12 protein-coding genes are annotated in these 11,376 nt (G+C 61.2%); all 12 read right to left on the reverse strand.

Going from position 1 to position 11,376, the window contains the following annotated elements; genetic code table 11:
- Positions 1-60: 60 nt before the first annotated feature.
- Entirely contained in the window at positions 61-669 is a 609-nt protein-coding gene (locus AC02Y0_RS02830) for a hypothetical protein (protein WP_476382255.1), read from the reverse strand.
- Between the two features lie 394 nt (positions 670-1,063).
- Entirely contained in the window at positions 1,064-2,098 is a 1,035-nt protein-coding gene (hemH, locus tag AC02Y0_RS02835; protein ID WP_476382256.1) for a ferrochelatase, read from the reverse strand.
- 121 nt (positions 2,099-2,219) lie between these two features.
- Positions 2,220-4,106, reverse strand: a complete 1,887-nt coding sequence (locus AC02Y0_RS02840) for a 5'-nucleotidase C-terminal domain-containing protein (RefSeq protein ID WP_476382258.1) — start codon at positions 4,104-4,106, stop codon at positions 2,220-2,222.
- A 204-nt stretch (positions 4,107-4,310) separates the two neighbouring features.
- The gene (gene omp10, locus AC02Y0_RS02845) at positions 4,311-4,676 is read right to left on the reverse strand and encodes an outer membrane lipoprotein Omp10 (protein ID WP_476382260.1); all 366 of its coding nucleotides are present in this window, start codon (positions 4,674-4,676) and stop codon (positions 4,311-4,313) included.
- 185 nt (positions 4,677-4,861) lie between these two features.
- Positions 4,862-6,304: a homospermidine synthase gene (locus AC02Y0_RS02850; RefSeq protein ID WP_476382261.1), complete on the reverse strand. Its 1,443-nt coding sequence runs from the start codon at positions 6,302-6,304 to the stop codon at positions 4,862-4,864.
- Positions 6,305-6,440: 136 nt separating this feature from the next.
- Positions 6,441-7,343 carry a heme-dependent oxidative N-demethylase family protein gene (locus tag AC02Y0_RS02855; RefSeq protein ID WP_476382263.1) on the reverse strand — a complete coding sequence of 301 codons (903 nt, stop codon included), beginning with the start codon at positions 7,341-7,343 and terminating at the stop codon, positions 6,441-6,443.
- Between the two features lie 3 nt (positions 7,344-7,346).
- Positions 7,347-7,745 carry a type II toxin-antitoxin system HicB family antitoxin gene (locus AC02Y0_RS02860; RefSeq protein ID WP_476382264.1) on the reverse strand — a complete coding sequence of 133 codons (399 nt, stop codon included), beginning with the start codon at positions 7,743-7,745 and terminating at the stop codon, positions 7,347-7,349.
- A 19-nt stretch (positions 7,746-7,764) separates the two neighbouring features.
- Positions 7,765-7,947 (reverse strand): type II toxin-antitoxin system HicA family toxin, encoded by a 183-nt coding sequence (locus AC02Y0_RS02865; protein WP_307367858.1) that lies wholly within the window; start codon positions 7,945-7,947, stop codon positions 7,765-7,767.
- A 56-nt stretch (positions 7,948-8,003) separates the two neighbouring features.
- Complete coding sequence (locus tag AC02Y0_RS02870; protein ID WP_476382266.1) at positions 8,004-8,288, reverse strand: YciI family protein; 285 nt, start codon at positions 8,286-8,288, stop codon at positions 8,004-8,006.
- 13 nt (positions 8,289-8,301) lie between these two features.
- Positions 8,302-9,591: a hypothetical protein gene (locus tag AC02Y0_RS02875; protein ID WP_476382267.1), complete on the reverse strand. Its 1,290-nt coding sequence runs from the start codon at positions 9,589-9,591 to the stop codon at positions 8,302-8,304.
- Between the two features lie 8 nt (positions 9,592-9,599).
- The gene (locus AC02Y0_RS02880) at positions 9,600-10,220 is read right to left on the reverse strand and encodes an aminotransferase class IV family protein (RefSeq protein WP_476382269.1); all 621 of its coding nucleotides are present in this window, start codon (positions 10,218-10,220) and stop codon (positions 9,600-9,602) included.
- Entirely contained in the window at positions 10,205-11,365 is a 1,161-nt protein-coding gene (locus tag AC02Y0_RS02885) for an aminodeoxychorismate synthase component I (protein ID WP_476382271.1), read from the reverse strand. Before AC02Y0_RS02885 ends, AC02Y0_RS02880 begins: the two co-directional genes overlap by 16 nt.
- Positions 11,366-11,376: the final 11 nt, after the last annotated feature.

Genomic DNA, 11,376 nt, shown 5'->3' on the forward strand with positions numbered 1-11,376 from the left:
TTCAAAGTGATCAGCAGAAATTGGTCAAGCGAACGCCATCATGGCTCCGCAGCAGGCCGCTTAGGACGCGGCCAGCAGTCGTCTTTCAAGCTCAGTCAGGTTGATTTCTACGGTCACGGCGCCGATCTTCTTCTTCGAAGCGTCAAGCAGCGTGAAGCTGACCTGGTTGCGCCAGATCTTCGCCTCGTCGTCCCATTCGGCGGCGTCGACGAACATCGCATCGTCTGTGACGTCAAAAGTCTTCTGGAACTTGTCCTCGTCACCCTGCCAGAAGTCGCTGGTTACAGAGCTCTGGCCGACGTTCAGGCCGTTCTGGTCCATCACGAAAATTTCGGCATAGAGACCGAGCGACTTGCCCTGGATGCGGGCGAGGTAAACGGACAAGGGGCTGGAGAGGGTTGCTGCGATCAGCGGCTTGTCTGCCGCCTCGCGCTCCGCCTTCCACTGGTTGTCGAGCGCATCGATCTGTTCCTGCGTCATGTTCGTCAGGCGCTTGTTCTGAGCGTCGACCGATACCTGGACGATTTCGGCGTTGATGAAACCGCGCATCTCTTCGATCAGTGCCGGTGAAATGAGCTTGTTGACGTCCGGCTCCGGCGTTTGGGCATGGGCCGGCATGAACGACATCGCAACAAGGGCGGATGCCAGGGTCATACGGAAGTGATGCATGGGTGCTCTCCTTTGATGCCCTAATTCTAGGCATCATTATTAAACGGACCGTTAATATAAGAAATCGTTCCTGTAAAATTATATTTAAATCCAATGATTTATGCGGTTTCCCGCAATCTTTGAGGCGGAAACCCGACAGCCCGAGGTTGCCTCGGGAATGCGCAAGGAGGAGCGGATTGCCGCACTAACCAGATGAAAAAGAATGGCAAAACTTGCGCGGACCGCGTTGCAACCTGGTACCCGCTTCATTTTATCGTGAGGGGTAAGACGTTCTGGTTGCATACATTCAGCCGCGCTGAAATGAGACGGCCTGCGGGTGAAATATGAGGGCCTGCTGAAACGAAAACGGCCGCCTCGCGGCGGCCGTCTGTCAAAATCCATGGGGCAGACCGGTTCAGGCCCAGCCCTGCAATTCCCGCCGAACGACGTTTTCAATCACCCGCATGCCGTCCTCGCTGTCGTTGAGACAGGGGATATGCGTGAACTTTTCGCCGCCGTTGTGCAGGAAGTCCTCGCCCGCTTCGCCAGCGATTTCTTCCAGCGTTTCCAGGCAGTCCGAAACGAAGCCCGGGTTCAGGATGGCGATGCGCTTGACGCCTTCCTTGGCGAGCTTCTCGACCGTCTTGTCGGTATAGGGCTGCAGCCATTCTTCCGGTCCGAAACGGGACTGGAAGGTGACCATCAGCTTCTCCTTCTCCCAGCCGAGATGCTCGCGCAGCAGGCGCGTCGTCTTGTAACACTGGCAGTGATAGGGATCGCCCTTCATGAAGTAGGACTTCGGAATGCCGTGATAGGAGGTGATCACCAGCTCTGGCTCCCAGTCGAGGGAGGCGAGGTGGTTGTTGATCGAGTTGGCCAGTCCCGCGATATAGACCGGGTCGTCGGCATATTGCGGAACGGTGCGAAGTGCCGGCTGCCAGCGCATCTTGAGCAGGGCCTTGAAGGCCTCGTCATTGACCGTCGCCGTCGTTGCGGCTGCATATTGCGGATAGAGCGGATAAACGAGGATGCGCTCGCAGCCTGCCTTCTGCATCTCGTTCATCTTGGCCTGGATGGCCGGCTGGCCGTAGCGCATCGCCCAATCGACATGCACGTTTGGCAGGTCCTTCAGGGCGACTGCGAGCTTTTCCGCCTGGCTGCGCGTGTAGGTGCGCAAGTAGCTCTCGTCGAGATCCTTGTTCCAGATCTCCTCATAGGCCTTGCCGACTTTCTGCGGACGCTTGTTGAGGACGATGCCGTAGAGAATCGGATACCAGAACCAGCGTGACCATTCGATGACGCGCTTGTCCGTCAGGAACTCCTCGAGATAGCGGCGCATGGACTTGTAGTCCGTGCCGTCTGGTGTGCCGAGGTTGACGAGCAAGACGCCGACCTTGCCGAAATTCACGGGCGGATGGTCGGAAGGCCAATGGGCGGGAAGTGCATTCATCTTGTTATCCTGGTGATGAGATCTCGACCGATACGTCATGGAGGCTTGTTGAGATCATCTGATAAAAGCAAAAGCCGGCCCGGGGAAGCCCGGACCGGCTTTTGCCGTGCGTCAAACGGTCTTACTTCGCCGGCAGCTGCAATTCGCGGCCGATGGAGATCACGTTCGGATTGCGCAGCGTGTTGGCTTCCGCAATCTTGCTCCACATCAGGCCGTCGCCATAGGTGGCCTCGGCGATCTTCCAGAGGCTGTCGCCAGCAACCACCTTGTACACGGTAGCCGCGGTCACGACTGCCGCCTCCGTGGCCGTCGATGCTGGGGCCGGAGCCTCGGCAGCCGGCGCTGCGGGTGCCGTCGCGGCCGCTGCGGGTTCTGTCGTTTCGCCCGCCGGCGGCGCCGTGGCGGCGATAACCGTGATGCGGCCGTCGGTGTAGGGCTTGTAGGGGCTGTTCTTGGAAATGTAGTCGGCAAGGACAGCCTCAAGGCCTGGGCCGAAGTCGTAGGCGTTCTGGCCGCCGGTTGCGAAGACCTTGTAGCCGTCGCCGCCGGAGCGCATGTAGTTGTTGGTGGCAACGCCGTAGACCTTGTTCGGGTCGATGGCGACGAAGGCATCGCCTTCCTTGACCTCGACAGAGGTGATGCGGCTGCCGGCCGGCTTGGTGAGGTCGGCGGTGTATTTCAGGCCGGAGACCTGTGGGAAACGACCAGCGGCCTCTTCAACCTGGCTCACGCCGTTCTCCAGTGCCGCCACGACGTCCGAGCCCTTCAGCTGGAACGAGGCGAGCGTGTTCTGGAAGGGTAGGACGGTCAGGACTTCGCCCATGGTGACGGTGCCGGCATCGATCGATGCGCGCAGGCCGCCGCCGTTCTGGATGGCGATGGTGATGCCCTGGTCGCTGAGGCGATCGACCATGGCGTCGGCGACGAGGTTACCCATGGTGCATTCCATGGCGCGGCAGGTCTCGCGCGAACCATCGACGCCTTCGGCCGTCGCGCCGATTTCCTTCTGCTTCAGCTCTTCGATCGGGCCTGCAAGTTCTGCGACCTTGGCGACGAAGCCAGCGTCCGGGGTGACGGATGCATCGAGCAGCTTCGGCTCACCGGTCGCCGTCTTGACGACGCCGGCGTCGTCGAAGACGACCGTGAGATCGCCGAGATACTTGGAGTACGCATAGGCCTGGACGATCGGGACATCCTTGCCGGCCGGGTTCTTCACCATGGTCGGATAGGGGCCGGCCGCCTTGTCGTCGGTGTTGGAGAGCAGCGTGTGGCTGTGACCGCCGACGATGACGTCGATGCCGTCAACGGCTGCTGCAATCTCCTGGTCCTTGACGTAGCCGACATGCGAGAGAAGCACGATCTTGTCGATGCCCTGGCCTTCGATCTCCTTCACGGCTTCCTTGAGGTAGCCGATCTCGTCGGAGAACAGGACTGCATCGCCCGGAGAGGAGGTTTCATCGGTATCGGTTGCGAGCACGGAGACGATCGCCACCTTCTCTTCGCCGAATTCCTTGACGATGTAGGGCTTGAACTTGTCAGCCACCGGCGAGTTGAGGCCGGCCAGAGTGTTGCCCGAGATCATCGGAAACTTCAGCGCATCGATGAACTTTGCCAGTTCTTCCGGGCCGTCGTCGAATTCGTGGTTGCCGATCGCCATGGCGTCGAAGCCGATGCCGTTCATGAAATCGGCGATCGGGGCGCTCTTGTAGGTGGTGTAGAAGAGCGAACCCTGGAACTGGTCGCCGGCGTCGAGCGTCAGCACGTTCTTGCCGGAGAGTTCTGCGCGGCGGGCGTCGATCGCGGTCTTCACGCGGGCAATGCCGCCGAAGCACTCATTGGCGGCGGCATCTTCTGCCGAGCAGGTGGAGTCGGACTTGCTGATCGCCTCGATGCGCGAGTGCAGATCGTTGATGTGCAGGATGTTGAGTTCGAAATCGGCCAGAGCGGTTCCGGCCGTCAGCGCCAGCACCGAGGCGCTAAATAGGCCAATCTTCAAGTGTTTGAACATCTTGTATCTCTCCTGTTCCAATCCATCACACCCATCTGGCACGCAATCATGACAGCCGCATGCCAGAATTCGGATGGCGGATGTTTTCATCAAGGCCGGGGCAGGGCAAGTAAAAATCCGTCGCCGCCCATATGTTAGTGGTTGTAGAACGACAAAAGCGGCCCCTGGAGGCCGCTTTCGAAATCACCATCAAATTGAGTCTGATCAGACGTTGCTGCGGGCGAGCGAGAACTGCGCGCCGCTGTCGGAGGTGCAGTTGAGCTGCGTCGGGGTGACGAGCGCGCAATTGACCTTCTGCCGGGTGTTGCGAACCAGCGAGGTCATGTTGATCTCGACGAGGCGGTCGTTGACCAGAAGATAGGTGCCGGAGGCCAGGATCTGGTTCGAGTCGGTGGTGCGGGTGGTGAAGGTGCCACCCTGGAACGTGGACGTGATCCCGTTCGGATCAACCCATGCACCCTCGATGGAGGGACCCTGCTGGACTGCCGGCAACTGGCGCGGCGGGCTCGAATAGCAGGACGTGAGCGCGAGGCTCGCTGCTGCGACGGCGACCAGGGACTTGGTTTTCATTCTTGTCTCCCACCAACTCGGCGGTTCGGCTGTGCCGCCCGCCTTCTGCATTGTCATCAAAACATGCCGCGAAGCCTTGGTCAAAGCAAGGCGATAGCCCTGCGTTCTCGGGGTTATCCCGGGCTTGCTCTGCATGGCAAAAAGCCCGCCGCGAGCGACGGGCCTCCATTGCGTGCGTAAATCGCTTAGCGGACCAGAATGTTCCGGAACTGCCACGGATCCTTTTCGTCGAGGTCTTCCGGGAAGAGGCCCGGGCGACCGTCGAGCGGGGTCCAGTCGGTGTAGTGACCTTCGACGGGGCCGAGATAAGGCGTCTGCACTTCGAGGCAGCGCTTGTAGTCCATCTCGTCGGCTTCGACGATGCCGGCCTTCGGGTTTTCGATGGCCCAGACCATGCCGGCGAGCACGGCAGAGGTTACCTGCAGGCCGGTTGCGTTCTGGTAAGGGGCGATCTCGCGGGTTTCTTCGAGCGAGAGGCGCGAACCGTACCAGTAGGCGTTCTTGTCGTGGCCGTAGAGCAGCACGCCGAGTTCGTCGACGCCGTCGACCAGCTCATCCTCGTTGAGGACGTGCAGGACCGGCTGCTGCGTGCCGCCATTGCCGAACATCTCGTGCAGCGACAGCACGGCGTCGTTGGCCGGATGGTAGGCATAGTGGCAGGTCGGGCGGTAGGTGACTTCGCCATCCTTTTCGACGGTGAAGTAGTCGGCGATCGAGATCGACTCGTTGTGGGTGACCAGGAAGCCGTATTGCGGACCCGGCGTCGGGCACCAGGTGCGAACGCGGGTGTTGGCGCCCGGCTGCTCCAGATAGATCGCGGCCTTGCAGCCCTTCTTGTGCTTCTTCGCGTTCTTCGGCATCCAATTCTCATGGGTGCCCCAGCCGAGTTCGGCAGGCTGCAGACCTTCGGAGATGAAGCCTTCTACCGACCAGGTGTTCCAGAAGACGTTGAGCGGCTTCGGGTTCTTGGTGCGCTGGGTGTCGCGTTCGGCGATGTGTACGCCCTTCACGCCGACCTTCTTCATCAGCTTGGCCCAGCCTTCGCGGTCGTTCTGATCCGGCTCGTCGAACTTGATGCCGAGTTCGTTGGCAACATTGACCAGAGCCTGCTTTACGAACCAGGAGACCATGCCCGGGTTTGCACCGCAGGTGGAGACGGCCGTCGTGCCGCCCGGGTTCTTCGCCTTTTCCTGGCGGACCGTTTCGCGCAACGCATAGTTGGTGCGCTCGGAATTCTTCATGTTCTTGTCGAAGTAGAAGCCGAGCCAGGGCTCAACAACCGTGTCGATGTAGAGAACGTCGAGCTTGCGGCAGAACTTCATCAGGTCGAGCGAGCCGGTGTCGACCGAGAGGTTGACGCAGAACCCCTGGCCTTCACCTTCGGTCAAAAGCGGCTTCAGGAGCTTCTTGTAGTTGTCCTTGGTGACATGGGCCTGGATGTGCTTGATCCCGTGCTTGGCCAGCAGTTCCGCTTCGTCGTTGCGGGGATCGATGACGACCATCCGGCTCTTGTCGAACTTGAAGTGGCGTTCGATCAGCGGCATGGTGCCGCGGCCGATCGATCCGAAGCCGATCATCACGATCGGGCCGGTGATCTCGCCATAAACCGGGTAGGTCTTTTCGCTCATTCTTGTCTCCTTGGAGGCCCGGTTCTTTTGCCCGTGCCATGTTTCCGGCCTGTGTTTTACGGCCAGAGCGATACTGGCGGTTCTAGATCACAAAACTCTGACACAATAAAGAGTGCGGGCGAGGGGCAGAGGCGTCCTAGCTGCGATTTTCGGACGTCGCATCCTGCCGCAGCCGCGCGACGAGCCTGGTTCGCTGTCGCTCAAGGCCCTTGTAGCGAAGCTGGGGCTCGCTCAGAGCCTCCAGCTGGTCGGCGAGTGCCAGGGCGAGCCGCCTGCCGTCCGCATGTTTTTCGAACAGGGTGACGGGGTCGAGATAGATGCGGATCGTGAAGACGATGGCGCCGGTCTCCGGCAATTTCGTCAAGGTCTGGCGCTCGACCCGCACGACGGCCTCGTCCGGGGCAGCAGCGTCGTTGCGGCCTGTCTCGGGATGAAAGAGCTTTTGCTTCCAGTTTATCGACCAGTTGAAGCGTTCGGCGGGCAGACCGGGCGCCAGATTGTCGAAAATGCGGTTGATCATCGCGGCATTGCGCGTGCGGCCTTCGAAGCCAGGCACATGCTCGTGGACCTCCTCCATCGGTCGGTCGAACTTTTCCGCAAGCAGCCAGGAGGAGGGGAAGGAGAGATGGGCCGCGGCGATGTACCAGCCTGCCTCGCGCCTCATCATGATGACGAGGTCGTCCTGAACCAGCATGCCGGCGCGGAGCAGTGGGGGGAACGTTTCGTCGGAAAGGTCGAGGGTGTGGCCAGCGACTTGCAAGAGGTTGCCATCGCGACGGTAAAGCTCCGGGTGCTGGGTCTCCAGATGCGAGACAAGTTCGGTCAGACATTCCTGCTGAGCGGCAAGGCTGTCGTCTGCCGCGCGGAAGATCTCGGGGAGGCGGGTCGCGGCGAGGTCACGCTTCTCGGCGAGATAGTGGGCCAGATCGCTGTCGGGTTCGATCCATCGGGTTGGATCAAGGGCCGAGAGGCCGATGGTGAAGGGGCGTGTTGGGCCAGCATAGGGGGTGTGGGTGAGATTGGTCAGAGTACCGCCCATTGGTCAGGCCGAACGCTCGATCTCTTTGCGCGCGCAGCTTGCCAGAAAAGCAGAGCGCGTCAGGCCACGTTGTTTTGCGGCCTGGTCGATAGCCGCCAGGGTTCCGGCTTCCATCGTAATGTTTGCCCGGACAGTCCGTGTATCGTCCTCGATCAGCGGGACGCGGATCAGAAAGGCGCCGGCAGCCAGTTCGTCGCGAACGTCTAAGCGCTCCACGATGTCCTGATGAGGGGAGGCTGCTGGAAGCTCCTCATCCTCCGCCCAAAGCCTTAAGGCCTCGATTGCATTGGTGACCAGATCTTCGTCGCTGTCCGCCGCCGAAAAAACGGACGGCAAATCAGGGAAACTGATCCCGTAGGCGCTGTCCGGATCCTTATGCACCAAAGCCACATAATATCGCATTGCCGCTCACCTTTGCTTTTCAGATCCAGCCAGCCTGTTTGGCAATCGCCCGTGCCGTGCCCAATGGAAGGTCCTTTTTTGGATGCGGCACAATGATCGTTTTGTCGTCTTTCCGAAATTTGTGATGGGAGCCGGACACCGAGACGAGCTCATACCCTTCGGACCGGAGCCGCTGGATGATTTTGCGAGAGTCTTTCTCCATCTCTGCTCCAGTGCGCAAATATATGCGCATTCCAGGCTGCTTTCAATGACTAGGTTTTATCCCTTCAACCCTTCCAGCCCAACCGCCGTTCGCGTCACAGCCACTTCCATCACCTCATACACGGCAACACCCTCTGCCGCGAAGGGATCGGCCGCGACATAAGACTCGATCTTGGCTCGATCGCCCCGGGCGAGGATCACTCCATCGGTGCGTGGGTTCTTGCGGCCGGAGGCGAGGAACAGGCCGCTGTCATAGCCAGCATTCACCCAGTCCATATGCGGCTGCATCAGGCGGTCGGCTTCTTCTGTGGGCTTCACGTAGGTGAGGGAGAGAATGAACATCTGACTATTTCCATTAAGCGGAGGTCGTCGCGTCACGGCGCTCGTGCGCCAGAACGAGGAGGCAGGTTGCTGCCGCGATCAGCGGCAGGATGCGGTGATGGTAGCGGTCGGGTGGGCCGGAGACCACGGCGAACAGGCTGTCATTGGCGAGGCAGATCAAAAGCAGGATGACAAGCCAGCGCCTGTTCTCGGCGCCGGTCCATCGCCAGCCGATGACCATGGCAATAGCAAGGCTTGCATAGACGACCCACCGCAGTCCGGTCAGAGCTGCGAGGTTGGCATCCGATTGCCAGATGCCTCGTGCCTGCCAGGAACTCGAGAACGGCTCCGGCATGGGTTCGTTCAGGCGCGCAATGAAATCGAGGCGCGTTCCGGTGCCGTAGAAGCTCAGGAAATCCCGGAGGATGATATCAGCCGTTTCGAGGGGCATCTGCGTGATCGCGGCCCGGATAATCGGCCAGGCATGATCGCGTTCGAAGGCGGCGAGTTCGAAACGGTCGGGAAACGCGCGCATCAGGTCCCAGAAGAAATCGCGCCGACCGGCATTCTCGGGACGCTCCCGGATCGTTTCGATCAGACTGGCAGCGTCACACAGGACGACTGCATCGCTGCGCTCGCACTCTCCCCGCAGCAGTTCGGGTTGGACGGAGAAGAGGCGGGCCGCGAGGAACGTGCGTCCGAGAGACGGGGTCTCGGGGAAGTATTTGGCATCCAGAAAGCTGCTGACGCCGATGGTGGTGGCGATGGCGAGAACCGGCATCACCATTGCCTTTCGGAAGCCGAAGAGCAGCGCCACCAGCACGGCCAGCACACTTGCCAGGATCAGGCCGCTGGCGTGGCCGGAGAAAAGGATGCCGGCGGACAAAGCGAGAAATGGGCTCTTGTTTCTGATCGAAACGATCAGGAAGACGACGGCGGCGAAGAACCAGGAATCCACAAGCACGGCACTCGTGTAGAGCGGTTGCAGCGCGAGCACGGCGAGCGGCAGGATCAGCCAGTAGCCCCGCAGGTCAAAGCTGCGGATCAGAAGCAGCCAGGCTGCCGAATTCACGACGGCGTTGAAGAAGGGCAGGGCCCAATAGCCGATGAGGCCATGCAGCGGGGCAATCAGGACCGCAGCCGTCTTGGCCCGCATCCAGTTCACGCCCTGTCCGGAATAGGCGATCGAGTCGTCCATCACCCATGGGAAGCCGTTGAGAAATGCGGGCAGGAGGAAGAGCGCCACCAGGGCCAAGCCCATGAGCCCGGTGGCGGTTCTTGAGGTTTCGGGTTGAACGGCGTTCGGGGGCAGGGGGTCTGCCATTGCCGTGCCTATTCGACCAGTTCGGCGGGGATCAGGCCGCGCAGAGAATTGCCGACGAAGAGTTTGCGGTGGCGCAGGTCATCGAGTTTCAGCACCTCGCCGCGCGCCTTTCGCTCGCGGATCAGTTCGGCGCGCAAGACGCCGGGCAAAAGCCCGCTGGTAAGCGGCGGTGTGAGCAGAATGCCGTCGGCAGCTTCGGCGAAGATGTTGGTGATCGTGCCCTCGCAGACCTCGCCGCGCTCGTTGAGCAGGATCACCTCGTCGGCCTCATCCTTCGAGAACTCGGCGCGCGCGGCTTCATAGGGTTCGCGGCGGGTGGTCTTGTGGCGGAAGAGGCTGTCTTCGGATTGCAGCCGCGTCTTGGCGATCTTCAGCCGCCAAACGCTTTGCGCAGGCACCGGCTCGAATGGCGTGGCGGTCACCTCCATCTTGCCGCGATAGGTCATGACCAGGCGAACGCGCAAAGGTTCGCTGCCGGAGACTTCCTTCTCAAGCTTGCCTTTCGCGTCCTGCGGCTGGCGAAAGCCGAGCGCATCGGCCGAGCGGGAAAGGCGACGCAAATGCTGGTCGAGCCGCAGGAAACCCGCGTCCGGCTGCCACCGCAAAGTCTCGATCAGCGAGAAATCCATTCGTCTCCCACGGCAAAGCGCGCCTTCAACAGGCATTCCTCGTATTCGGCTTCCGCCTTCGAATCGAAGACGATGCCGCCGCCGACATTGAAGACGGCGCGGCCTCCGTTGAAAAGGGAGATCGTACGGATCGCAACCGAAAATCGCATCGGGCCGGCTGGATCGCACCAGCCGATCGCGCCGCAATAGATATCGCGCGGGCCGGCCTCGAGCTCATGCAGGATGCGCATCGCCCACATTTTCGGTGCGCCGGTCACGGATCCGCAGGGGAAGAGGGCGGCCATGATCTCGGCCAGGCCGATGCCGGGTGAGAGTTTTGCCCTGATATAGCTCACCATCTGGTGGACGGTCGGATAGGTCTCGATGGCAAAGAGCTTGGGGACGGACAATGTGCCGACCTCGGAGATGACCGAAACATCGTTGCGCAGGAGGTCGACGATCATGCGGTTTTCGGCTTGCGTCTTCTCGTCGCCGAGCATGGCCGCGATGATCGCCTCGTCTTCCTCCGGGGTAGCACCCCGGGCAGCCGTGCCTTTCATCGGGCGGGTTTCGAGCCAGCCGTCGTCGTCCACGGAGAAAAAGAGTTCGGGCGAGCGGGACAGGATAACTGGATCGCCGAAATCGATCAGTGCGCCGTAATGCACCGGCTGCCGCCCGACCAGCGACCAGAAGGCGGCGCGGGGATCGCCTGACCAGCGGGCCTCGACCGGCATGGTCAGGTTGGCCTGGTAGCAGTCGCCCTTGCGCAAATGGTGATGCAGGCGATCGAAGCGGGTGCGGTAGGTCTCGAAATCCCAGCCCGCTCTGGGTTCGGTGAGCAAGGGGGCGTTCGGGATGTTGGATGGGGCCTCAGCCAGCGGGTGTTCGGCCGGTGCGGGCGCGGCGAAGACCCCCATGGCGATGAGCGGGGTTTCCCGGCCGTTTTTCACGAGAGGACGCAGCTTAGGCTCGAAGACGAAGCCCGCTTCATAGGATAGATAACCCGCCAGCCATTTGCCGGCTTTCCGGTGCGCTTCCAATGTGGCGAGCGCAGGCTCGACCTCGTCCGCCGTCCGAGCGACGACGAGCGTCTCCGGTTCGGCAAAGACGAGGCTCGTCCCCGCGCGGTCGTCGCGGAAGAGCGCATAGGGCGCGTGGTCACGCATTGGATATCGGC

The sequence above is a fragment of the Allorhizobium sp. nf9_anc genome, from assembly GCF_056323085.1.

Excerpts from the sequence above, each read along its gene's own strand:
- AC02Y0_RS02830 (WP_476382255.1), bottom strand. The coding sequence starts at position 669 with ATGCATCACTTCCGTATGACCCTGGCATCCGCCCTTGTTGCGATGTCG.
- hemH (WP_476382256.1), bottom strand. The coding sequence starts at position 2,098 with ATGAATGCACTTCCCGCCCATTGGCCTTCCGACCATCCGCCCGTGAAT.
- AC02Y0_RS02840 (WP_476382258.1), bottom strand. The coding sequence starts at position 4,106 with ATGTTCAAACACTTGAAGATTGGCCTATTTAGCGCCTCGGTGCTGGCG.
- omp10 (WP_476382260.1), bottom strand. The coding sequence starts at position 4,676 with ATGAAAACCAAGTCCCTGGTCGCCGTCGCAGCAGCGAGCCTCGCGCTC.
- AC02Y0_RS02850 (WP_476382261.1), bottom strand. The coding sequence starts at position 6,304 with ATGAGCGAAAAGACCTACCCGGTTTATGGCGAGATCACCGGCCCGATC.
- AC02Y0_RS02855 (WP_476382263.1), bottom strand. The coding sequence starts at position 7,343 with ATGGGCGGTACTCTGACCAATCTCACCCACACCCCCTATGCTGGCCCA.
- AC02Y0_RS02860 (WP_476382264.1), bottom strand. The coding sequence starts at position 7,745 with ATGCGATATTATGTGGCTTTGGTGCATAAGGATCCGGACAGCGCCTAC.
- AC02Y0_RS02865 (WP_307367858.1), bottom strand. The coding sequence starts at position 7,947 with ATGGAGAAAGACTCTCGCAAAATCATCCAGCGGCTCCGGTCCGAAGGG.
- AC02Y0_RS02870 (WP_476382266.1), bottom strand. The coding sequence starts at position 8,288 with ATGTTCATTCTCTCCCTCACCTACGTGAAGCCCACAGAAGAAGCCGAC.
- AC02Y0_RS02875 (WP_476382267.1), bottom strand. The coding sequence starts at position 9,591 with ATGGCAGACCCCCTGCCCCCGAACGCCGTTCAACCCGAAACCTCAAGA.
- AC02Y0_RS02880 (WP_476382269.1), bottom strand. The coding sequence starts at position 10,220 with ATGGATTTCTCGCTGATCGAGACTTTGCGGTGGCAGCCGGACGCGGGT.
- AC02Y0_RS02885 (WP_476382271.1), bottom strand. The coding sequence starts at position 11,365 with ATGCGTGACCACGCGCCCTATGCGCTCTTCCGCGACGACCGCGCGGGG.